The following is a 22,066-nucleotide window of genomic DNA, read 5'->3' as shown; positions in this document are numbered from 1 at the left end:
GCAGGCATGCAGCACGCGACCCAGGTTGAATTGCTGAGGAAGGCATTGGCGCTGGCCGAACAGGGCGTTTCCGATTGCCTGGAGACGGCCTCGTCCCTGGCGGTGGACAGCTACCTCGACGAGGCGCGCCATCGGCGTGAGCGGGACGAGGTGCTGCGCCGCGAGCCGGTGCTGGTGGCGCGCTCCAGCGAGGTGGCGGCGGGGCGCTTCATCACCCGCGACCTGTTGGCGCCGCTGCTGCTGGTGCGTGACGAGGCCGGGCGGCTGCGCGGCTTTCTCAACGTCTGCAAGCACCGTGGCACGCAGTTGGTGGCGGAGGTGGAAGGCCCCAACCGGGTCTTCGTCTGCCCCTACCACGCCTGGGCCTACAACCCGGACGGGCAGTTGCGCGGCATCCCCCACGGCTACGGGTTCGAGGGCGTCGAGCGCGGCTGCCTGAACCTCACCGAGGTGCCGGTGGCCGAGTGTTTCGGTGCCATCTGGGCGCGGCACTCGCCGGGCCCGGCATTGGACATGCCGGCGTTCTTCGGCCCCGAGCTGATGGCCGATTTCGTAAGCTTCGGCCTGGACGAGCACGTGGTCTTCGACCCGCGCGACATCCGCCGGCCGGTGAACTGGAAGCTGACCATCGACACCTTCTTGGAGAATTACCATGTGGCCAAGGCGCACCAGGCCACGATCGACCACCTGTTCTGGCCGAACCTGGGGCTGTTCGAGCGTTTCGGCCGGCACATCCGCAACTACTACGTGAAGCGCAACCTGCGCGAGGTGCAGGCGCGGCCCGAGGCCGAGTGGGACCTGCGCCGCCACGGCAACCTGCTGTACTTCCTCTGGCCCAACACCCTGGTGCTGGTGGAGCCGGACCACATCGACTTCTCCAGCGTATTCCCCGATGGCCCGCTGGCCACCCGGGTGCTTGGCCACACGCTGCTGGCCGAGGAGCCGGTGACGGAGAAGGCCCGGCGCTATTTCGAGAAGAACAACGAGATCCTCTATGCCGCCCTGGAGGAGGACTTCGCCATGGCCGCGCGGGTGCAGGAAGGCATCCGCGCCGGCGCCAGCGACCGCCTCTGGCATGGGCGCTACGAGCAGGCGTTGCGCTGGTTCCACCAGGGCCTGGACGAGGCGCTGGGGGATGAGCGGGTGGAGGTGGTGGGGCGGGGTTGATCGCGTGCGCGGTGGAGTCCAGGCATGAACCTTTGCCGCGTTCGACTCCGCCTGGTGGAGGTAAAGAGCGACCTCCACCCTACACAGTGGTGATGAGCCTGCCTTTGTGGAAGCGAATTCATTCGCGATCAGGCCACTAGGCAGTCTCGGATGTTTGTCCGTTGGGCCTCGCTGCGCTCGGCGCCAACCTACGGATGCATGAAAAAGCCCGGCACTTGGCCGGGCTTTTTCGTTTCGGGCTGAGGCTCAGAGCACGCCGAAGACCTTCTTCGCCAGGCCGGTGGCCGCGGCAGCGGGGTTCTTGCGGATGCTGGCCTCCTGCTCGGCGATCATCTTGAACAGGCCGTCGAGGGCTTCCTCGGTCACGTAGCTCTCGATGTTGGCGCTCTTGGCGTCGACCACGCCGAAGCTCGCGGCCTGGCCGGCGAAGCTGTTGTACTGCTTGGCCAGGCCGACCTGGTCGGTGGCTTTCTTGACGATGGGCAGGAACCTGGCGCGCAGCTGTTCGCGGCTGGTCTTGTTCAGGTACTGGGTGGCGGAGTCCTCGGGGCCGGAGAGAATGCCCTTGGCGTCCTGCACGGTCATCTTCTTCACCGCGTCCACCAGCAGCGCCTGGGCTTCCGGCACGGCGGCCTCGGCGGCCTTGTTCATGCTGGCTTCCAGCTGGTCGACCTGGGCGCCCATGCCCATCATCTTCATGGTCTTGGCGGCCTTGCCGAGCTTGCCCGGCAGCTCGATGCGCACCTCGGGGTTCTCGCTGAAGCCGCCCGGCTTGCCGAGCTGCTGCACGGCGACCTTGGCGCCCTGGGTGAGGGCGTCCTTGAGGCCGCCGCTGGCGTCCTGCTGGCTGAGGTCGCTGAGGGAGAGGGCGAAGGCGCTGGCGGAGAGGGCGAGGCCGGCGACCAGGGTGGTGAGTCGGAACATGGCGGCATCCTTGTGGCGGGAAAGCGGTTGTCAGGGAACGGCGTCGACCTTGATGCGCAGGGGCTGCGGGTCGCTGCCGTCGAGTTTAACCGAGTGGCGCTCGGTGCTGATGAACAGCAGCTTGCCGTCGCGCTCGATGCGGGCGCTCACCGCGTAGCTGTGGCCGGGCTGCAGGTTGGCCGGGTCGTAGCTGAGCTGGAAGGGCAGGGGCACCTGCCCCTCGACGCGGCCCTGCTGGTAGGCGAGTTCGCGCGCGGGGGCATCGGCCAGCGAGACATCCTGCAGCGAGACACGCAAGGTGGCGTCCGGCGGCAGGGCGCTGCGTTGCAGGTAGTAGACCTCGCCGTTCAGGTGCTCCTGGGACGGTGGCTGGACGGTGGTGCAGGCGACGAGCAGGGCGCTGGCGAGCAGCAGGCTGGGCGATTTCATGGGGCCTCGTGGTCCGTTGGCGACGATAGACACACTATAGAAGCGAGGGCGCGGGGGTACAGCACCCATGCGCCCGGTTCGGATCATCGACCGTCGGTGTCGGCCTTCGAGGCCGGCGCTCGCTCCTGCAGCGCGCGGCTGAGTTCCCGAAGGCGCCGCTGGGCGCTGACCAGTTGTTCCAGTCGCTGCGCCATGCTCCGACCACGCTGGCGCTGCGCCGCCTCGCGCTTGGCCAGGCTGGATTCCCGGCGCTCCAGTTCCGCTTCGCGCCTGGCCAGTTCGCGTGCCTGTTGCTGGAGTCGCTCCATGCGCTGGACGAGCTCCCCTTCCAGGCGCTGCAGGTGCGCCGCGCGACCGGGTACCGCGGGCGGCGCGGCTGGTCCTGGCGCCGCGGCGATGTTCCAGGCGCCGTGCTCCTGCTCGCGATGGGCCTTGCCGGTGACCGCCATGAGCCGCTCCAGCGCGTCGCGGTCGAGCAGCACCGTGCGGTGCTCCTCCACGCGGCTAGGTTCCACGGGCTGGCTCAGCGGCAGCGCCTTGAGGTTCAGCAGGTGGAACTCCAGCGCGTGCTGGCGCGGGCTCATGAGGAGCGCTCCCGGGTCAGCTCCTTGAGCACCCGTTTCACCTGGCTCCAGTGGTGGTCCTCGATGGCGTTCAGGCTGTAGCCCTCGGGGTGGAGGGTGAGCTCGGCGATGTAGGCCTTGCAGCGGCGGCCGGGCTGGGGTTCGTCGAGGGTATAGAGCAGGAAGTCGCGCTCCAGGGCGGCGATCCCGAAACAGCAGAGGATGGCGGCGTTGAGCGCCTGGCCATCGGCGTTCTGGATGGGGATTGATCTGAGCAGCATGGTCGGCATCGTCCTTGTTTAAGGAGTCCTGCTGGTCGCAGGCCGGCCATGGTACTGAGCGGGCACGAGGAGGCCGTTCGGCACGCTCCCCAGCGGCGTGTAGGCGAGTTCCCTAAATGTTCGGAGGAGGGGGGCCGGCCCCGGGCGGGGCCGGCCAGGGGATCAGGGCGCGTCGACCGGTGCTTCGGTCTCGGCTTCGCCCTGGCGCTCCAGGGCGACCTGGCGGATCGACAGGCGGATCTCCGCCGGCAGCACGCGCTTGGCGGCGCCTTCGGCGAGATCGCCAAGGGCCGGGTGGTAGCTGAGCTTGCCGGCGTCGTCCTGGCGCAGCACGCGCTGGTCGAGCAGGGTCTGGATGAAGTGGCGGAACAGGCTCTTGTCGAAGAACTCCGGGGCGTTGAGCCCGTGGAGGATGGACAGGCGCTGGGCCATCACGGTGCACAGGTCTTCGAGCTCTTCGGCGGTCAGCTGGTTCTGCCCGGCGTTGAGCAGCAGGGCGATGGCCATGTAGAAGCGCTGCAGGGTCTGGGCGATGGCACGCGAGAGCAGGGTCAGCAGCACGAACTGGCGCGAGCTGGGGGCGGGACGCACGTAGGTGTCGTTCTCGAACTTCAGCAACCCCTGCTCGACGAAGGCGGCCAGCCACTGGTCGACCACGGCGTCCAGCTCGTCCAGGTTCCAGCGGATGAACAGCTCGGCCTGCAGGTAGGGGTAGAGCGCTCGGGTGTAGCGCAGGATCTGCTCGCGGCTGCTGCGCCCGCTGCTCTGGAAGAAGCTCGCGAGCAGCGCCGGCAGGGCGAAGATGTGCAGCACGTTGTTGCGGTAGTAGGTCATCAGGACGGCGTTCTGCTCGTCCAGGTAGAGGATCTTGCCCAGGGCGTCCTTCTGCTCGGCCAACAGGTTCATGCTCTGCACGTACTGGATCAGCGCCTGGCCATCGCCTTCCGGCAGGGTGGCGTGGGGCGAATAGGGCACGGCGCGCAGCAGGGCCAGGTAGAGGTCGAGGACCCGGGTGAGGGCACGTTCGTCCAGGGCCAGGCGGCTGGTGGAGAGCAGCGCCAGGGCGACCAGGTTGACCGGGTTGATCGCCGCCGCGTCGTTGAGGTGGCGAGCGACGCGAGTGGCCAGGCGGTTGGTGGTTTCGTTGAGCCATTGCGGACGGAACTGCGGGCCCAGCTCCTGCTCACGCCAGTCGGGCTGCTCTTGGTCGAGGAACTCGGCCAGCTTGATGGGCTCGCCGAAGTTCACCGCGACGCTGCCGAAGCGCAGCTTCAGTGCGCCGATGACCTTGAAGATGTCGAAGATCGATTCCTTCTTCTTGCTCGCGCCACGCAGCTCGCCCAGGTAGGTGCGGCCCTCCAGCACGCGCTCGTAGCCGATGTAGACCGGGACGAAGACCACGGGCAGGCGCGAGGAGCGCAGGAAGCTGCGCAGGGTGATGGCGAGCATGCCGGTCTTGGGGTGGAGCATGCGGCCGGTGCGCGAACGCCCGCCCTCGACGAAGTACTCCACCGGGAAGCCACGGCTGAACAGGGTGTGCAGGTATTCGTTGAACACCGCGGTGTAGAGCGGGTTGCCCTTGAAGGTGCGGCGCATGAAGAAGGCGCCGCCCCGGCGCAGCAGGCCGCCGATCACCGGCATGTTGAGGTTGATGCCGGCGGCGATGTGCGGCGGGGTCAGGCCGTTGCGGAACAGCAGGTAGGAGAGCAGCAGGTAGTCGATGTGGCTGCGGTGGCAGGGCACGTAGATGACCTCGTGGCCCTGGGCGATGTCCTGCACCCCTTCGATGTGGTTGACCTTGATGCCCTCGTAGAGCTTGTTCCAGAACCAGCTCAGCACCACTTCGAGGAAGCGGATGGCGGTATAGGCGAAGTCCGAGGCGATCTCGTTGCCGTACTTCAGCGCCTGGGCCTCGGCCTTGGCCGGGCTGATCTTCTCGCGCTCGGCTTCTTCGGCGATGGCCTGGCGCACCAGGTCCGAATGCACCAGCCCCTTCACCAGGTTGCGGCGGTGGGAGAGGTCCGGGCCGATCACGGCGGTCTTCTGGTTGCGGAAGTGCACCCGCAGGATGCGCTGCACCATGCGCTGGGTGCGTTCCGGGCCCTTGCCCTGGGCGATCAGCTCGCGCAGGTGGATGGGGGCGGAGAACTGCACCCGGGTCTTGCGCCCGAGGATGAGGATGCTGACCAGCTTGCGCAGGCGCCCGGTGACGGCCCAGCTGTCGGCGAACAGCAGCTTCCAGGGGCTGGTCTCGCGGTCCGGGGACTGGCCCCAGAACACGGTGACCGGAATGATCTGCGCGTCATCCACGGCGTGCTGCTGGATGGCGTCGAGCACGCGCACCAGGGTGGGCGAGGTGCCGCGCTTGTCCTGGCCGCCGAACCAGCCGGGCTCGGGGGTCAGGTAGAAGAAGGCCGCGGGCTCCAGGGTGTCGCCTACCGCCACCGGCAGCACCGGGCGGGGCAGGCCGGCCTTGGTGCATTCCCGGTCCACCACCGCCAGGTCGCTGGCCGAGGGTTGCTGGAGCACATAGAGCACCGGCTTGCTGCGGTCGAGCTTGAGGGTGAAGGCGGACTGGTTGATGGTTTCCGAGCGCACCCACAGGTAGAGGAGGCGGCGCAGGGTACCGAAGGCCAGGCGGCGGAAGGGCGAGCGGGTCATACGGAGTCTGTAGTCGAACGAGCGAATGCTCGGGGCGGCTAGTTTGCCGTATTCGCCACCGGGCCGCAAAAAGCCTCTGACCGTCCGAAATGGAGGGGTGGGTCGCGAAACTTGCGGAATCTTCTGCTGTCTTGCATTGCCGCCGGGGGACTCCTTATATTCCGCCGGCGTTTGCAAGGCCCCCGCGGCCCGCATGGCCGGGGGCTTTTCCCTTTGGGGTAGAGGCCATGATCGAAATAAAACAACTGACCAAGCGTTTCGCACAGCACACCGTCGTCGACGGCCTGTCCTTCGGCGTCGAACCGGGGGAAGTGCTCGGCTTCCTCGGCCCGAACGGCGCCGGCAAGTCCACCACCATGAAGATGCTCACCGGGTTCCTCGCGCCGACCTCCGGCACCGCGACCGTCCTCGGCTTCGACGTCCAGACCCAGACCCTCAAGGCCCAGCGGCAGATCGGCTACCTGCCCGAGGGCGCGCCCTGCTACGGCGACATGACGGTGCGCGGCTTCCTCGAATTCATCGCCGAGGTGCGCGGCTTCCGCGGTGCCGAGAAGCGGGAGCGTGTGTCCCGCGCCGCCGGCCTGGTGGAGCTGGACAAGGTCCTGGGGCAGTCCATCGAGACCCTGTCCAAGGGCTTCAAGCGCCGCGTGGGTCTGGCCCAGGCCATCCTCCACGATCCGCGCGTGCTGATCCTCGACGAGCCCACCGATGGCCTCGACCCCAACCAGAAGCACCAGGTGCGCCAACTGATCCAGAGCCTGGCGCAGGACAAGATCGTGATCATCTCCACCCACATCCTCGAAGAGGTGACGGCGGTGTGCACCCGCGCGGTGGTGATCGCCGCCGGCAAGCTGGTGGCCGATGGCACGCCGTATGAGCTGGAGAGCCGTTCGCGCTACCACCAGGCGGTGACCCTGGTGGCCGACGAGCCCCTGGATGCGCTGGCCCTGGCGGTACTGCCGGGCGTCGCCGGTGTCGAGGAGAACCCCCTGGGCGGCGGCCTGACGGTGCTGGCCAAGCCCGGCGAGGTGATCTTCCCGCAGGTCAACCAGCTGATCCACCAGCGTGGCTGGAAGGTCAAGGAACTGGATGTCGAGCGGGGCCGCCTGGATGAAGTGTTCCGCAGCCTGACCCGGGGAGAAGCGGCATGAAGCAGTTGCCGGTCATATTCAAGCGCGAGCTGGCGAGCTACTTCGCCACGCCGCTGGCCTATGTGTTCATCGTGATCTTCCTGGTGCTGTCCGGGGTCTTCACCTTCTACTTGGGCGGTTTCTTCGAGAGCGGCCAGGCGAGCCTGGCGCCCTTCTTCAACTTCCACCCCTGGCTCTACCTGTTCCTGGTGCCCGCCATCGCCATGCGCCTGTGGGCGGAGGAGCGCAAGTCCGGCTCCATCGAGCTGCTGATGACCCTGCCGATCACCCGCTTCGAGGCGGTCACCGGCAAGTTCCTCGCTGCCTGGGCCTTCGCCGGCCTGGCGCTGCTGCTGACCTTCCCCATGGTCATCACCGTCAACTACCTGGGCGAGCCGGACAACGGCGCCATCGTCACCGGCTACATCGGCAGCTGGCTGCTGGCGGGGGCGTACCTGGCCATCGGCTCTTGCATGTCGGCCCTGGCCAAGAACCAGGTGATCGCCTTCATCCTCGCCGTGGTCATGTGCTTCCTGTTCATCGTCAGCGGCTTCCCGCTGGTGCTCGACGCCTTCAGCGCGTGGGCCCCGCAATGGCTGCTGGACGCGGTCGCCTCGCTGAGCTTCCTGACCCGCTTCGAGGCCATCAGCAAGGGCGTGATCGATGCGCGCGACCTGCTCTATTTCGTCACCCTGATCGCCGCGTGGCTGGCCGCCACCGCCGTGGTGGTCGATCTGAAGAAGGCCGACTGACATGAAGAAACTGATGTATTCCAGCGCCGGCCTGCTGCTCATCGCCCTGGCCTTCCTGGCGTTCAACATGGTCTCCGGGCTGGCGTTGACCAACGCCCGGCTCGACCTCACCGAGCAGAAGCTCTACACCATCTCCGACGGCACCCGGCAGATCCTCGGGGAGCTGGACGAGCCCATCAACCTGTACTTCTTCTACTCCGACAAGTCCGCCAAGGACCTGGTCGTGCTGCGCAACTACGCCAAGCGCGTGGAGGAGATGCTCAAGGCCTACGCCCAGGCGGCGGACGGCAAGATCAAGCTGCACATCGTCGACCCCGAGCCCTTCTCCGAGGACGAGGACAAGGCCGCCGAATTCGGCCTGCAGGCGATCCCCCTGCAGCAGGGCGGCGACTCCATCTACTTCGGCCTGGCCGGCACCAACGCGGTCGATGACCGGCAGATCATCCCGTTCTTCCCGCTCGACCAGGAGGAGTTCCTCGAATACGAGATCAGCCGCCTGGTGCAGAGCCTGGCCAAGCCGCAGCGGCCCGTGGTCGGGGTGATGTCGGGGCTGCCGATCAACGGTGGCTTCGACATGCAGACCCGCCAGCCGAGCCAGCCCTGGATGGTGATGGAGGAGATCCGCCAGCTGTTCCAGATCGAGAGCGTCAAGCCCAGCGTCGACCAGATTCCCGACAAGGTCTCGGTGCTGTTGCTGGTGCACCCGAAGAACCTGCCGCAGCAGACCCGGTACGCCATCGACCAGTTCGTCCTGCGTGGCGGCAAGCTGCTGGTCTTCGTCGACCCCTACAGCGAAGCCGACCACGGCATGCAGATGCCCGGCGAGATGGGCGGCGAGGACAAGGCCTCCGACCTTCCCGAGCTGTTCAAGGCCTGGGGCCTGGAGATGGTGCCCGGCAAGGTGGTGGGTGATGGTGCCTACGCCATGTCGGTGAGCATGGGCGAGGGCCAGCGTCCGGCGCGTCACGTCGGTTGGCTGAGCCTGCCGAAGAAGGCCCTGGACGCCAGCGACATCGCCACCGCGAACCTGGAGACGGTCACCGTCGCCACGGCCGGCATCCTGCGCCCGCTGGAGGGGGCGAAGACCCACTTCGCGCCGCTGATCCAGAGCTCGGAGTACGCCATGCCCTTCGACGCCGAGCGTTTCGCCATGCTGCGCAACCCCGACGTGCTGATGCGCGAGCTCAAGCCCAGCGGTGATCGCTACGCCATCGCCGCGCGGATCGGCGGGCCGGCGCAAAGCGCCTTCCCCGATGGCATCGAGGGTCGCAAGGACGGGCTCAAGTCGGCGGACAACATCAACGTCATCGTGGTCGCCGACACCGACATGCTCAGCGACCGCATGTGGGTGCAGGTGCAGGACTTCTTCGGCCAACGCGTGCCGCAACCCTGGGCCGACAACTCCGGCTTCGCCATCAACGCCCTGGACAACCTCGCCGGTTCCGAGGCGCTGATCAGCGTGCGCTCCCGTGGCCGCTTCACCCGGCCCTTCACCGTGGTCGAGTCGCTGCAGCGCGAGGCGGAAACGCGCTTCCGCGAGCAGGAGCAGGTGCTGCAGCAGCGCCTGGCCGACACCGAGGAAAAGCTGGCCAGCCTGCAGAAGAACCAGGACCCGACCAAGGCCCTGGAACTGACCCCCGAGCAGCAGGCCACCCTGCAGCAGTTCATGCAGGAGAAGGTGCGCATCCGCAAGGAGCTGCGCGAGGTCAACTACCAGCTGAACGCCGATATCGAGAAGCTCGGCCGTACCCTCAAGTTCATCAACATCGCCCTGGTGCCGCTGGTACTGACCCTGGGCGTACTGCTGCTGTGGTTCTGGCGTCGTCGCCGGGCCTGAGGAGAGAAGCCTGATGGGACGCAAGGCCCTGTTGTTCCTGGCCCTCGTGGCCATTGCATTGGTGCTGGCCTATGTCGGCCTGCACCGGACCCCCGAGCCGCTGGCGGCCAAGGGGCCGTCGCCGCTGCTGCCGGCCCTGCAGGGCCGGCTCGCCGAGGTGGAGCGCATCGAGGTGCAGCGCCCCGGCCAGCCGGTGCTGCGCCTGGCACGCCAGGACGGTGTCTGGACGCTGCCCGACAAGGCCGGCTACCCGGCGGCCGCCAAGCCGGTCGCCGACCTGCTGAGGGCGCTGGGCGAGGCCCGTGAGGTGGAGGCGCGTACCGCCAGGGTCGAGCTGCATGGCCAGCTCGGCCTGGCGGACAAGGGCGAAGGCCAGGGCATCCGCGTGACGCTCCAGGGCGAACGCCTTCCCGAGCAGGCGTTGCTGGTGGGCAAGCCCGGCCAGCAGGGCAAGGGGCAGCTGGTACGCCTGGCCGACCAGGCACAGAGCTGGCTGGTCGACCGGCGCATCCTGATGCCGGAGACCGAGCTCGGCTGGCTGGACCGGCGTATCGCCAGCATCCCGTTCGACAGCGTGCGTCAGGTGGAGGTGACCCTCCGCCAGGGCAAGGCGCTGACGGTCTACCGCGACGCCGAGGGCGAGCCGAACCTCAAGGTCCGCCAATTGCCGGCTGGTCGCAAGCTGGCCTACGAGGCCGCGGCCAACGGCATGGCGACGCTCTTCGCCAACCTGGAGTTCGCCGATGCCGCGCCGCTGGACCAGGTGCAGTTCAAGGACCGGCCGCTGCTGCAGTTCAGCCTGCAGAGCTTCGCCGGGGGCCAGCTCGAGGGCGTCATCCTGGCCCAGGGCGAGCAGTACTGGATGCAGTTGAAGCGCAAGGAAAAGTTCGACGGCGAACAAGTAGCGGGTCGCCTCGACTGGGCTTATCGCATCGAGGCGTTCCAATACCAGGCATTGGCCAAGACACTCGACGACCTCATTTCGGCCAAGTGACCCAGGCAACTACCGGGGCGGGCGACAGGCGTTTCGAAGTTGCTTTTCGTCGGCTCCGGGAGTGCCCCAATATGTGACCCGAAAGACCCATAAAAGGGCGTGAAAGCCCTGCCAGCCGGCCCTTTCACGGTGCCGGAAAAAAGTGCTTTTCTGTAGCATTTCCTGTCGTATACTCCGGTCGCGGTGGTTAAAAGAACGCCATTCGTAATACCCGCCCACGCCTCTCTGGACTGCGGTCGGATATAAGAAGAAGAACGTCCTTGCCTAACCGTCCAAGCCTCTTGAATAAGAGGCAAACAACAAAAATTGCGAGTTTGGAGAGAGTAGTAATGGCTGATCGTGAGGTCGGAACCGTCAAGTGGTTCAATGACGCTAAAGGCTATGGATTCATTCAGCGCGAAAGCGGTCCGGATGTATTCGTTCACTACCGTGCTATCCGCGGCGAGGGGCACCGCTCCCTGGTCGAAGGCCAGAAAGTGGAATTCGCGGTGATCCAGGGGCAGAAAGGCCTGCAGGCGGAAGACGTCTCCAGAGTCTGACGACTCCAGACAAAAGGCCCGTCGATGACGGGCCTTTTGTTTTCTGCGATACCGCGCCGGGCGCTGCGCCTATTCGGTGCGCCAGATGAACTCGTTGGCGCCTGCGGCGTTGACCTTGATCCAGCGATCCGCATCTTCCTCGCCTTCCTCTTCCTGCCAGCCGCCCGGTGCACAGCGGATTTCCACACCCAGTGCGGCGAAGGCCGCCAGCGCGCAGCCGAGGTCATCCTCCCAGGGCGTCGTGTCGCTCTCCAGCAGCAGGCTGTGCCACTTGCCCACGGCGCGCGGCAGCCAGGTCACGGGAACGCCACCGGCGTCGCATTTGAAGGTCTGTCCCTTCTGCCGCCAGGGCGAGCAGGGGCCCAGGGCCTGTGCCAGCCAGGTGGCGACGGCATCCTGGTCGGCGTCCTTCAGGTAGATCTCGATATCGGGTTGGCGCATGGCGGGGTCCTAGTTTCTGACGATCCAATCGTAGCGTATGGAGACCGTCACTTCGAAGGCGTCCTTGATCACGGCGGCACGGCGTTCGGCGCTGGCGCGCCAGCCGTGGGGCGTCATGGCGAGGAGGTCGGCACGGGCCTCGCTGCTGGCCAGGTGCAGGTCGAACTCGAGGGTTTCGCTGTGGGCCAGCGTCATGCCCTCTGGGATCAGCGACAGGTGCTTCTCGTCGTCGTAGTCGCGCACCTCGTCATAGAGGCGTTCGCGCAGCTGCATCAGGTGGCCGCGGGTCGGGCCCATGCGCAGCAGGCCACCACCGGGGGCGAGCAGGCGGCGCGCTTCCTGCCAGTCCAGCGGGCTGAAGACGCTGGCCAGCAGCTGGCAGCTGGCGTCGGCCAGGGGAACGCGGGCCATGCTCGCCACCAGCCAGGTCAGGCCGGGGGCGCGGCGGCAGGCGCGCTTCACCGCCTCGCGGGAAATGTCCAGGCCGTAGCCATCGGCGGTGGGCAGGGCGTCGGCGATCTGCGCGGTGTAGTAGCCCTCGCCGCAGCCGATATCCAGCCAGCGCGCCGGGCCGCGTCCTGCGGCCAGCTGGGCCAGGCGCGCGGCCAGTGGTGCGTAGTGCCCGCCTTCGAGGAAGCGCCGGCGGGCCTCGACCATGGCGGCGTTGTCACCCGGGTCACGGCTGTTCTTGTGCTGCACCGGCAGCAGGTTCAGGTAACCCTGGCGGGCGCGGTCGAAGCGGTGGTTGGCCGGGCAGGCGACGCCGTTGTCCAGGGTGGACAGCGGCGCCTGGCAGATGGGGCAGGTGAGCATGATCAGGCCAGCAGTCGCACGAGGGTCTGTTCGTAGATGTCGCTCAGCAGGTCGAGGTCGCTGGCCAGCACCCGCTCGTTGACCTGGTGGATGGTGGCGTTGACCGGGCCGAGTTCCACCACTTGGGTGCCCATGGTGGCGATGAAGCGGCCGTCGGAGGTGCCGCCGCTGGTGGAGGGCGTGGTCTCGCGGCCGGTCACCGCCTTGATGCTGGCGGCCACCGCGTCGAGCAGTTCGCCCGGTTCGGTGAGGAACGGCAGGCCGGACAGGGCCCACTCCACGTGATAGTCCAGGCCGTGCTTGTCGAGGATGGCGTTGACCCGCTGCTGCAGGCCTTCGACCGTGGACTCGGTGGAGAAGCGGAAGTTGAACACCGCCACCAGCTCGCCGGGGATCACGTTGGTGGCGCCGGTGCCGGCATTGAGGTTGGAGACCTGGAAGCTGGTCGGCGGGAAGAAGGCATTGCCGTCATCCCAGTGTTCGGCGGCGAGTTCCGCCAGGGCCGGGGCGGCCAGGTGGATCGGGTTCTTCGCCAGGTGCGGGTAGGCCACGTGGCCTTGCACGCCGCGCACGGTGAGGGTGGCGCCGAGGGAGCCACGGCGACCGTTCTTCACCACGTCGCCCACCAGGGTGGTGCTGGAGGGCTCGCCGACGATGCACCAGTCCAGGCGCTCGCCACGGGCGGCCAGGCGCTCGACCACGGCCTTGGTGCCATGGTGCGCGGGGCCTTCCTCGTCGCTGGTGATGAGGAAGGCGATGGCGCCCTTGTGGCCAGGGTGCGCAGCGACGAAGCGCTCGACGGCGATGATCATCGACGCGAGGCTGCCCTTCATGTCCGCGGCGCCGCGGCCGCACAGCATGCCGTGCTCGTCGATCTTGGCGTCGAAGGGCTGGTGCTGCCAGGCCTGCAGCGGGCCGGTCGGGACCACGTCGGTATGGCCGGCGAAGCACAGCACGGGGCCTTCGCCGCCACGGATGGCCCAGAAGTTCTCCACGTCCTCGATGCGCATGCGCTCGATGCGGAAGCCGACGGCCTCCAGGCGGCGCATCATCAGCTCCTGGCAGCCTTCGTCGACCGGTGTGACCGAGGGGCGGCGGATGAGCTCGCAGGCGAGCTCGAGGGTGGGGGACAGGGCGGTCATGCGGGGCTCCGGAAAGGCGGCAAGGCGTGAAAAGGACGACATCTTAAAACATAAACGGCGGCCATTGGCCGCCGTTTAGGTCACCCGCTGCGGGTCAGGCCGCAGCTTCCTGTTGGGGGTGTTCCAGCGGCTTGGGCGCCGAGGAGAGCAGCGCCATGATCAACGCGGCGAGGTAGGGCAGCGACTGCACCAGCAGCATGGCCACCCAGAACTTCACGTCGGCGCTGGGCAGGCCCTGGACGATGCCGATGCCGATGGCCGCGCCCCACAGCAGGAGCATCACGAAGACCTCTTCGCGGGCTTCGGCCAGGGCCATCATCAGGCCGTGGTTGCTGCGCATCTTCGGCGTGCGGAAGAACGGGATGCTGGTGGTGAAGAAGCCGTACAGCACCGCCTTGGCGATGGTGTGCGACAGGGCCAGGCCCGCCACCGCGGCGCAGAACGCGTCCTTCAGGTTGACGCCGACGGCGCGCTGGTAGAGGAACACGATCTTCGCCACCTTGAAGAAGAACAGCGCCAGCGGCGGGATGGCGAAGATCAGCAGCGGCGGGTCGACCCGCTGCGGCACGATGATCATCGCGGCCGACCAGAGCAGCGCACCGATGGTGAAGAAGATGTTCAGGCCGTCGGCGATCCACGGCAGCCAGCCGGCGATGAAGTGGTAGCGCTGGCCCCGCTTGAGCTCGGAGTCCTTGCCCAGGAACAGGCTGCGGGCGTGCCCCTTCATGATCTGGATGGCGCCGTAGGCCCAGCGGAAACGCTGCTTCTTGTAGTCGATGAAGGTGTCCGGCATCAGGCCCTGGCCGAAGCTGTCATGTGCGTAGGCGGCGGCGTAGCCCTTCTCGAACACGCGCAGGCCGAGCTCGGCGTCCTCGCAGATGGTCCAGTCGGCCCATTGCAGTTCGTCCATCACGGTGCGGCGGATCATGGTCATGGTGCCGTGCTGGATGATCGCGTTGCGGTCGTTGCGGGTCACCATGCCGATGTGGAAGAAGCCCTTGTATTCGGCGTAGCAGAGCTTCTTGAAGGTGTTTTCCTTGCCGTCGCGGTAGTCCTGCGGCGACTGCACCACGGCGATCGACGGATCGGCGAAGTGCGGGACCATGTGCTTGAGCCAGTTGGGGTTCACGCAGTAGTCGGAGTCGATCACCGCCACGACTTCGGCGTCGGGCGCGGTGTGCGGCAGGATGTAGTTCAGCGCGCCGCCCTTGAAGCCGGCGAGCGGGGCCACGTGGAAGAAGCGGAAGCGCGGGCCGAGCTGTTCGCAGTAGGCCTGCACCGGCTCCCAGACCGCCGGGTCCTTGGTGTTGTTGTCGATGATCAGGACTTCGTAGTCCGGATAGTCGAGTGCGGCGAGGGCGTCGAGGGTCTGTTTGACCATCTCCGGCGGCTCGTTGTAGCAGGGCACGTGGATCGACACCTTGGGCCGGTAGGCCGAGTCGCCGATCACCGGCAGGAACGGCCGGCGGCGCGAGCGCACCCAGACCGCCTCCGCCAGTTCGTGGGCCTCGGTCAGCAGCACGATGAACACGCCCAGGGCACCGATGCCCAGGAGCACCCCGACCGTGAGGCTGAACCAGGTGCTGTACTGCTGGCTGTAGTCGTAGGCGATCCACACCAGCACCGAGCCGCCGGCGAAGGCGACGAAGGTGAGGAAGGTGCGGCCGCGCTGGCGCAGGGCGCTGCCGTCGATGAGCATCAGGGCCAGGGCCAGCAGGGCCATGACCACCGAGGCGACGGCCAGCATGCGCCATTGCGGGATGGCGATCACCGGGCCTTCGAAGTTGAACTTGGGCTGGCGCTCGAGGTTCCAGACACCCCAGTAGGCGCCCACCGAGCCTTCGTCACTGGCCTTCCACGGCTGGTCGAAGGCTTCGATCACGAAGTAGTTGTAGCCCTGGGCATTGAGGGCGTTGACCAGGGTGCGCAGGTAGATGGCCTGGTCGGCCTGGGAGGCATCGGCACCGCCGCGCATGCGGCCGTTGCTCGGCCAGCCCACTTCGGACAGCAGCAGCGGCTTCTTCGGGAAGGCCTTCTTCAGGTCCTTGGCGCGGTCGAGCACGAATTGGGTGGAGTCCTCCATGGGGATGAATTCCCAGTAGGGCAGGACGTGGGAGGCGATCAGGTCGACGTGGTTGGCCAGCTCCGGGTACTTCAGCCAGATGTGCCACTGCTCGGAGGTGGTCACCGGCACCTTCACCGCGGCGCGCACGCGGTCGAGGTAGACGGAAAGGTCCTTGCGGCTGATCTCGCGGCGGAACAGCGCTTCGTTGCCCACCACCACGCGGACGACGCTGCGCGAGGTGTTGGCGATCTCGATGGCCTTGGTGATCTCGCGCTCGTTGCGCGCCTCGTCCGGGCTGATCCAGATGCCGAGGGTCACGCGCAGGCCGAACTCCTCGGCGATGCGCGGGATGTCGGCCAGGGTGCCGTCCACCGAGTAGGTGCGGATGTTGTCGGTCTGCTTGCTCAGCAGTTCCAGGTCTTCACGGATCTGCTCGTCGGTGGGGTAGCGGTTCTGCTGCGGGTTCTGGTCCACGCGGAACGGCGAGTAGGAGTAGCCGGAGATCTGCTCCGGCCAGTCCGGAGCGCTAACGGGACGGTTGTAGAGCGCCCAGATTCCGGTGAACAACGCGGCGACCGCCACGAAGACCACCAGGTTGAGTCCAAATTTACGCGATGGCATAGGGATTTCAGGTTCCGAAGCGTGGAACGGGGAGATAGCGCCAGCGAGCGCTGGTCGGCGCGCATGCTACTCCGGCGTCCGGCGACTGTATAGATTGTGTACGAACGATAGCCGTGCCCGCCGGCCATTGCACACAGGCTTTGTCCCTGGGGGTGCGGAGAAGTTCGCGGGGATTTGCCGGGCCCGCCGGGGGCTTCGTGTCGGGCCCGATACGACGCGGACTACAGCGCACGCAGCAGGATGCGCTCGCTGGCGTCCAGGTCGAGGTCGCGGCGTTCGCTGAGGGCGGTCATGCCATGACGCTCCAGCTGCGCCAGCACCTGGGGGATGGCCTCGGCGTCCAGCCCGTGGTCGGCGAGGCGGGTGGGCACGCCCAGGGCCTGGAAGAAGTCGCGGGTGGCGGCGATGGCGCCGTCGATCTTCGCCTCCTCGTCGCCCTCGATGCCCCAGACGCGCTCGGCGTACTGGATCAGCTTGGCGCGCTTGGGCTCGCGCCGTTCCGCCAGCATGGCCGGCAGCACCACGGCCAGGGTCTGAGCGTGGTCCAGGTGATAGAGGGCGGTGAGTTCGTGGCCGATCATGTGGGTCGCCCAGTCCTGGGGGACGCCACAGCCGAGCAGGCCGTTCAGGGCCTGGGTGGCGCACCACATGAGGTTGGCGCGCACGGCGTAGTCCTCGGGGTTGGCCAGGGCCTTGGGGCCTTCCTCTATCAGGGTGATGAGCAGGCCTTCGGCCTGGCGGTCCTGCAGGGGCGCGTCGGCGGGGTAGGTGAGGTACTGCTCCAGGGTGTGGACGAAGGCGTCGACCACGCCGTTGCCGATCTGCCGGGCCGGCAGGCTGAAGGTGGTGCGCGGGTCGAGGATGGCGAAGCGCGGGTACAGCAGCGGGCTGGAGAAGGGCAGCTTCTCCTGGCGCGCCACATGGGTGACCACGCCGTGGGGGTTGCTCTCCGAACCCGTGGCGGCGAGGGTCAGCACGCAGCCCAGGGGCAGGGCCGCCTTGGCCCGGGTGCCGGTGAGCAGGTCGAGCGGGTCGCCTGCGTGGCACAGCGCGGCGGCGATGAACTTGCTGCCGTCGATCACCGAGCCGCCGCCGACGGCCAGGATGAAGTCGCAGCCTTCGCGACGGCCCAGCTCCACGGCCTTCACCAGGGTGTCGAACTGCGGGTTGGCCTCTATGCCGGCGAAGCGGGTGAGGGTGTAGCCGGCCAGGGCCTGCTCCACCTGCTGCCAGACGCCGTTCTGGAAGATGCTGCCGCCGCCGTGGGTGACCAGCACCCGGCTGCCGGCGGGGATCTCCCGGGCCAGCTTGTCGATCTGGCCTTCGCCGAAGTGGATGCGGGTGGGGTTGTAGAAGCTGAAGTTGCGCATGCTGGGCTCCCTTTTTTGTTATCGGCCGACTATAGCGCTGGAGGGCGGCGGGGCGATCTATGGCCCGCCATTCAGCGGCGTCGGGCTTGGGATGGCGGTCGACGCTTCCTATAATGCGCGCCCGGCCAGGTGGCTGGCGAGTTGGGAGCTAGGCATGAGTACAGACGAACGTTTCGGTGGCATCGCCCGCCTCTATGGGCTGGAGGGCGCGGCGCGCCTGCAGGCGGCGCACGTGGCGGTGGTCGGCATCGGCGGTGTCGGCTCCTGGGCGGCCGAGGCGCTGGCGCGGTCCGGCGTGGGCGAGATCTCGCTGTTCGACCTGGACGATGTCTGCATCACCAACACCAACCGCCAGGTGCATGCCATCGAGGGCGCCGTGGGGCGGGCCAAGGTGGAGGTGATGGCCGAGCGCATCCGCGCCATCAACCCGGCCTGCGTGGTGCACGCGGTGGCGGACTTCGTCACCCGCGAGACCATGGCCGAGTACATCACCCCGGAGCTGGATGCGGTGATCGACTGCATCGACAGCGTGGCGGCCAAGGCGGCGCTGATCGCCTGGTGCAAGCGGCGCAAGATCCAGATCGTCACCACCGGCGGCGCCGGAGGCCAGGTGGACCCGACGCAGATCCAGGTCACCGACCTGAACAAGACCTTCAACGATCCGCTGGCGGCCAAGGTGCGCTCCATGCTGCGCCGTGACTACAACTTCTCCCGCACGCCGGGGCGCACCTACAGCGTGCCCTGCGTGTTCTCCACCGAACAGCTGCGCTACCCCAAGCCCGATGGCTCGGTGTGCCAGCAGAAGAGCTTCGTCGGCGAGGGTGTGAAGCTGGACTGCGCCGGTGGCTTCGGCGCGGTGATGATGGTCACCGCCAGCTTCGGCATGGCCGCTGCGGCGAAGACGGTGGACAAGCTGGTGGCCGGTGCGCGGCGGCCGTCGGAGCGGGCTGCGGGCTAGCACAGTTGCACCGGGGGCTTTCATCGCGAATGAATTCGCTCCCACGCGGAGGGCCGTCGCTGCTTAGGGTGGATGGCGCTCTTCCATCCACCAACGGGGTTGCCGGCGGCTTCGATGGTGGGGTGAGCCCGGGCAACCGGGCCAAAGGCTTCGCGAGCAGAGCTCGCTCCTGCGGGCGCGAGCGGATTCATTGAGGCGCGGTCTTGCGCATCCGTTCGAGCACGGCCTTGAGGCCGTTGCTGCGGGAGGGTGAGAGCTGGCGGGCGAGGCCGAGCTGGGTGAACCAGTCGGCAAGGTCGAGGGTGGCCAGCTCTTCCGCCGGCAGGCCCTGGACGCGCACCAGCAGCACGGCCAACAGGCCGCGGATCAGTCGCGCATCGCTGGCGGCGCGGAAGTGGCGGCGCCCTTCCTTTATCTCCTCCACCAGCCAGACCTGGCTCTCGCAACCGTGCACGCGGTTGGCTTCGCTGCGCTCGGCGTCGCTCAGGGGCTCCAGGCGTTCGCCCCACTGCATCAGCAGGCGGGCGCGCTGTTCCCAGCTGCCGGCGTCGGTGAAGGCGGCGAGGGCTTCGGTGGCTGCGGGTGGCAGGCTCATCGCAGCAGCTCCAGGGCCTTGTCGAGGGCAACGAAGAGGCGCTCCAGGTCGGCGCTGTCGTTGTAGAGGCCGAGCGATACGCGGATCGCCCCGCCGAGGCCGAGCCCCTTGTAGAGCGGCATGGCGCAGTGATGACCGGCGCGCACGGCGATGCCCTGTTCGGTGAGCAGGTGGCCGAGGTCGGCGTTGTGCACGCCATCGACGCCGAAGCAGGCGAGCGCCACCTGGGGATCGCCCACCAGGCGCACGCCGTCGCGGGCGGCGAGGCCGGCCATGAGCTTGGCGTGGAGCACGGTCTCGTGGGCGGTGACGGCGGCGGCGTCGAGGCTGCCGAGGTAGTCGAGCGCGGCGCCGAGCCCGATCACCGGGGCGATGGCCGGGGTGCCGGCCTCGAAGCCGAGCGGGGCGCCATGGAAGTCGGCGTCGTGGTAATCGGCGCGATGGACCATCTCGCCGCCGAACTGCCAGTGATCGAGGCGGGCGAGGGCGTCCGCCCTGCCGTAGAGCACGCCGACGCCTTCCGGCCCGTAGAGCTTGTGACCGGAGAACACATAGAAGTCGCAGCCCAGGGCCTGCACGTCGTGGCGGCCATGGACCACGCCCTGTGCGCCATCCACCACGGTCAGCGCGCCTTGCTGGCGGGCCATGGCCAGCAGCTCGCCGAGGGGCTGCCAGCGGCCGAGCACGTTGGACAGCTGGCTGACGGCCAGCAGGCGGGTGCGCGAGTCGATCAACCGGCGTGCCTGGTCGAGGTCGATGTCACCGCGTGCATCCAGGGGCAGCACCACCAGCTCGAGTTGGCGGCGGCGCGCCAGTTGCTGCCAGGGCAGCAGGTTGGCGTGGTGTTCCAGGGCGCTGATGACGATGCGCTCGCCAGGTGCGAACTGCCGCTCCAGCCCATAGGCCAGCAGGTTGAACGCCTCGGTCGCGCCCCGGGTGAAGACGATCTGCGCCGGATGGGCGGCGTTCAGCCAGTGGGCGACGCGCGTACGGCTGCCTTCGAAGGCCCGCGTGGCGCGCTCGCCCGGCAGGTGCTGGGCGCGGTGCACGTTGGCCGCCCCGCTGGCGTAGTAGCCGAGCAGTGCGTCGAGCACGACCTGGGGCTTCTGCGAGGTGGCGGCGCTGTCGAGGTAGGTCTGCCCCTCGGCGTCGAGGGCCGAGAGGGCGGGGAAGTCGGAGCGCCAGGGAGAGGTAAGAGCCATAAGCCACAAGCTTCAAGCTGCAAGCGGAACCGCAAGGGGGCACCGCTTGCGGCTTGCAGCTTGGCGCTGCTCCTGTCAGTTATGCGCGTGCAGCGCTTCGTTCAGCTCGATGGCGGTCTTGTTGGTCTTGCACTCGACGGCGCCGTTCTGCGAGTTGCGGCGGAACAGCAGGTCGGGCTGGCCGGCCAGGTCGCGGGCCTTGACCACTTTCACCAGGGCGTTCTGGTCGTCCAGCAGGGCGACCTTGGTGCCGGCGGTGATGTACAGGCCGGCCTCGACGATGTTGCGGTCGCCCAGCGGGATGCCGATGCCGGCGTTGGCGCCGATCAGGCAGCCTTCGCCCACGGCGATGACGATGTTGCCGCCACCGGACAGGGTGCCCATGGTGGAGCAGCCGCCGCCCAAGTCCGAACCCTTGCCGACGAAGACGCCTGCGGAGACGCGGCCTTCGATCATGCCCGGGCCTTCGGTGCCGGCGTTGAAGTTGATGAAGCCCTCGTGCATCACGGTGGTGCCTTCACCCACATAGGCGCCCAGGCGCACGCGGGCGCTGTCGGCGATGCGCACGCCGGCGGGGACCACGTAGTCGGTCATCTTGGGGAACTTGTCCACGGAGAAGACTTCCAGCAGCTCGCCCTTCAGGCGCGCTTCCAGCTGGCGCTCGGCCAGCTCGGCGAGGTCGACGGCGCCGTGGCTGGTCCAGGCGACGTTGGGCAGCAGCGGGAAGATGCCGGTCAGGTTCAGGCCGTGGGGCCTGGCCAGGCGGTGGGACAGCAGGTGCAGCTTGAGGTAGGCCTCGGGGGTGGAGGTCAGGGCGGCGTCTTCGGCCAGCAGGGTGGCGACCAGCGGCTTCTGGCTCTCGGCCAGGCGGGTCAGCAGAGCGGACTGGGCCGGGTCGATTTCCTTCAGGGCGGTGGCCAGGTCGGCGGCCTGGGTATTGGTGAACGCGATGGCCTGGTTGCCGGCGCTGTAGCCGAGGATCGGGGTGATGGCCTCGACCAGTTGCGCGGTGGGCTTGAGCAGGGGCTGGGCGTAGAAGACTTCCAGCCAGTTGCCCTGGCGGTTCTGGGTGCCGACGCCGAAAGCGACGCTGAAGAGTTGGGTGGACATGGGAATTCCTCTTGCTGAATAGGTTGGATCAGGCGGTCCGGTCGATGGCTTGCCGGGCTGTGCCGCGTCCGGGGTCGCTCAATTGAACGCGGCGGCGTAGAGATCGGGCTTGAAGCCGACCAGGGTGCGGTTGCCCAGGTCGAGCACCGGGCGCTTGATCATCGACGGCTGGGCGAGCATCAGTTCGATGGCCTTGTCCTGGTCGAGATCGGCCTTCTGCGCGTCATCGAGCTTGCGGAAGGTGGTGCCGGCACGGTTGAGGACGGTTTCCCAACCGTGTTCGGCACACCATTTCTGCAGATTGGCGCGGTCGATGGCGGCGGTCTTGTAATCGTGGAAGTCGTAGCTCACGCCCTGCTCGTCGAGCCAGGTACGGGCTTTCTTCATGGTGTCGCAGGCCTTGATGCCGTAGAGGGTGTAAGTCATTGATTTACCTACTGGTCTTGGGGCTCTCCAAATCCTCCCCAAAACT

The 22,066-nt window shown here is 67.6% G+C and carries 21 protein-coding genes; 7 read left to right on the top strand and 14 right to left on the bottom strand.

From position 1 onward, the window contains the following. Positions 1-6: 6 nt before the first annotated feature. Positions 7-1,167, top strand: a complete 1,161-nt coding sequence (locus tag HSX14_RS23675) for an aromatic ring-hydroxylating oxygenase subunit alpha (protein ID WP_173176144.1) — start codon at positions 7-9, stop codon at positions 1,165-1,167. 246 nt (positions 1,168-1,413) lie between these two features. Here the strand turns inward: HSX14_RS23675 and HSX14_RS23670 are convergent, their stop codons facing one another. The 5 genes from HSX14_RS23670 to plsB all read right to left on the bottom strand — a co-directional run bounded on the left by HSX14_RS23670 (position 1,414) and on the right by plsB (position 6,025). Then, positions 1,414-2,091 carry a DUF4197 domain-containing protein gene (locus tag HSX14_RS23670; RefSeq protein WP_111261695.1) on the bottom strand — a complete coding sequence of 226 codons (678 nt, stop codon included), beginning with the start codon at positions 2,089-2,091 and terminating at the stop codon, positions 1,414-1,416. Positions 2,092-2,121: 30 nt separating this feature from the next. Then, positions 2,122-2,520, bottom strand: coding sequence for a YbaY family lipoprotein (locus HSX14_RS23665; protein ID WP_111261694.1), 399 nt, complete (start codon positions 2,518-2,520; stop codon positions 2,122-2,124). Positions 2,521-2,603: 83 nt separating this feature from the next. Beyond that, positions 2,604-3,104 carry a hypothetical protein gene (locus HSX14_RS23660; RefSeq protein ID WP_173176146.1) on the bottom strand — a complete coding sequence of 167 codons (501 nt, stop codon included), beginning with the start codon at positions 3,102-3,104 and terminating at the stop codon, positions 2,604-2,606. Further along, positions 3,101-3,364, bottom strand: a complete 264-nt coding sequence (locus HSX14_RS23655; RefSeq protein WP_173176148.1) for a hypothetical protein — start codon at positions 3,362-3,364, stop codon at positions 3,101-3,103. Before HSX14_RS23655 ends, HSX14_RS23660 begins: the two co-directional genes overlap by 4 nt. Positions 3,365-3,526: 162 nt before the next feature. Then, positions 3,527-6,025: a glycerol-3-phosphate 1-O-acyltransferase PlsB gene (gene plsB / locus HSX14_RS23650; protein WP_173176157.1), complete on the bottom strand. Its 2,499-nt coding sequence runs from the start codon at positions 6,023-6,025 to the stop codon at positions 3,527-3,529. 227 nt (positions 6,026-6,252) lie between these two features. On the opposite strand from plsB, the gene HSX14_RS23645 reads away from it, so the two are divergent. From HSX14_RS23645 to HSX14_RS23625, 5 genes are all read left to right on the top strand, one after another. Continuing rightward, a complete protein-coding gene (locus HSX14_RS23645) occupies positions 6,253-7,176 on the top strand; it encodes an ABC transporter ATP-binding protein (RefSeq protein ID WP_173176166.1) in 924 nt (307 codons plus the stop codon). Then, entirely contained in the window at positions 7,173-7,907 is a 735-nt protein-coding gene (locus HSX14_RS23640) for an ABC transporter permease subunit (RefSeq protein WP_173176168.1), read from the top strand. The genes HSX14_RS23645 and HSX14_RS23640 overlap by 4 nt, the downstream gene beginning before the upstream one ends. Position 7,908: 1 nt before the next feature. Beyond that, positions 7,909-9,744, top strand: coding sequence for a GldG family protein (locus HSX14_RS23635; protein WP_173176169.1), 1,836 nt, complete (start codon positions 7,909-7,911; stop codon positions 9,742-9,744). 13 nt (positions 9,745-9,757) lie between these two features. Then, a complete protein-coding gene (locus HSX14_RS23630) occupies positions 9,758-10,738 on the top strand; it encodes a DUF4340 domain-containing protein (protein ID WP_173176171.1) in 981 nt (326 codons plus the stop codon). 329 nt (positions 10,739-11,067) lie between these two features. Beyond that, positions 11,068-11,277, top strand: coding sequence for a cold-shock protein (locus HSX14_RS23625; protein ID WP_111261686.1), 210 nt, complete (start codon positions 11,068-11,070; stop codon positions 11,275-11,277). A gap of 69 nt (positions 11,278-11,346) precedes the next feature. Here HSX14_RS23625 and HSX14_RS23620 read toward each other — a convergent pair whose 3' ends face one another. From HSX14_RS23620 to HSX14_RS23600, 5 genes are all read right to left on the bottom strand, one after another. Beyond that, the gene (locus tag HSX14_RS23620; protein WP_173176173.1) at positions 11,347-11,718 is read right to left on the bottom strand and encodes a hypothetical protein; all 372 of its coding nucleotides are present in this window, start codon (positions 11,716-11,718) and stop codon (positions 11,347-11,349) included. A gap of 9 nt (positions 11,719-11,727) precedes the next feature. Beyond that, complete coding sequence (locus HSX14_RS23615) at positions 11,728-12,531, bottom strand: putative RNA methyltransferase (RefSeq protein WP_173176175.1); 804 nt, start codon at positions 12,529-12,531, stop codon at positions 11,728-11,730. A 2-nt stretch (positions 12,532-12,533) separates the two neighbouring features. Further along, on the bottom strand, positions 12,534-13,673 hold the full coding sequence (dapE, locus tag HSX14_RS23610) for a succinyl-diaminopimelate desuccinylase (protein WP_173176186.1): 1,140 nt from the start codon (positions 13,671-13,673) through the stop codon (positions 12,534-12,536). A 94-nt stretch (positions 13,674-13,767) separates the two neighbouring features. Further along, positions 13,768-16,359 carry a glycosyltransferase gene (locus HSX14_RS23605; RefSeq protein WP_173176188.1) on the bottom strand — a complete coding sequence of 864 codons (2,592 nt, stop codon included), beginning with the start codon at positions 16,357-16,359 and terminating at the stop codon, positions 13,768-13,770. 221 nt (positions 16,360-16,580) lie between these two features. Next, positions 16,581-17,729 (bottom strand): iron-containing alcohol dehydrogenase, encoded by a 1,149-nt coding sequence (locus HSX14_RS23600; RefSeq protein ID WP_173176190.1) that lies wholly within the window; start codon positions 17,727-17,729, stop codon positions 16,581-16,583. A gap of 154 nt (positions 17,730-17,883) precedes the next feature. Here HSX14_RS23600 and tcdA point away from each other — a divergent pair, with 154 nt between their 5' ends. Then, on the top strand, positions 17,884-18,687 hold the full coding sequence (gene tcdA / locus HSX14_RS23595) for a tRNA cyclic N6-threonylcarbamoyladenosine(37) synthase TcdA (protein ID WP_173176192.1): 804 nt from the start codon (positions 17,884-17,886) through the stop codon (positions 18,685-18,687). 187 nt (positions 18,688-18,874) lie between these two features. Here tcdA and HSX14_RS23590 read toward each other — a convergent pair whose 3' ends face one another. From HSX14_RS23590 to HSX14_RS23575, 4 genes are all read right to left on the bottom strand, one after another. Further along, entirely contained in the window at positions 18,875-19,282 is a 408-nt protein-coding gene (locus HSX14_RS23590) for a SufE family protein (RefSeq protein ID WP_173176194.1), read from the bottom strand. Continuing rightward, a complete protein-coding gene (locus tag HSX14_RS23585) occupies positions 19,279-20,484 on the bottom strand; it encodes an aminotransferase class V-fold PLP-dependent enzyme (RefSeq protein WP_173176196.1) in 1,206 nt (401 codons plus the stop codon). The genes HSX14_RS23590 and HSX14_RS23585 overlap by 4 nt, the downstream gene beginning before the upstream one ends. A gap of 75 nt (positions 20,485-20,559) precedes the next feature. Next, positions 20,560-21,594, bottom strand: a complete 1,035-nt coding sequence (gene dapD / locus HSX14_RS23580) for a 2,3,4,5-tetrahydropyridine-2,6-dicarboxylate N-succinyltransferase (protein WP_173176198.1) — start codon at positions 21,592-21,594, stop codon at positions 20,560-20,562. Between the two features lie 78 nt (positions 21,595-21,672). Further along, positions 21,673-22,020, bottom strand: coding sequence for an ArsC family reductase (locus HSX14_RS23575; protein WP_173176200.1), 348 nt, complete (start codon positions 22,018-22,020; stop codon positions 21,673-21,675). Positions 22,021-22,066: the final 46 nt, after the last annotated feature.

The organism is Pseudomonas tohonis, assembly GCF_012767755.2.
GTDB classification, from domain to species: Bacteria; Pseudomonadota; Gammaproteobacteria; order Pseudomonadales; family Pseudomonadaceae; genus Metapseudomonas; species Metapseudomonas tohonis.
The sequence above is the reverse complement of the archived record's forward strand: the minus strand, read 5'-3'. Positions and strand labels throughout refer to the sequence as shown.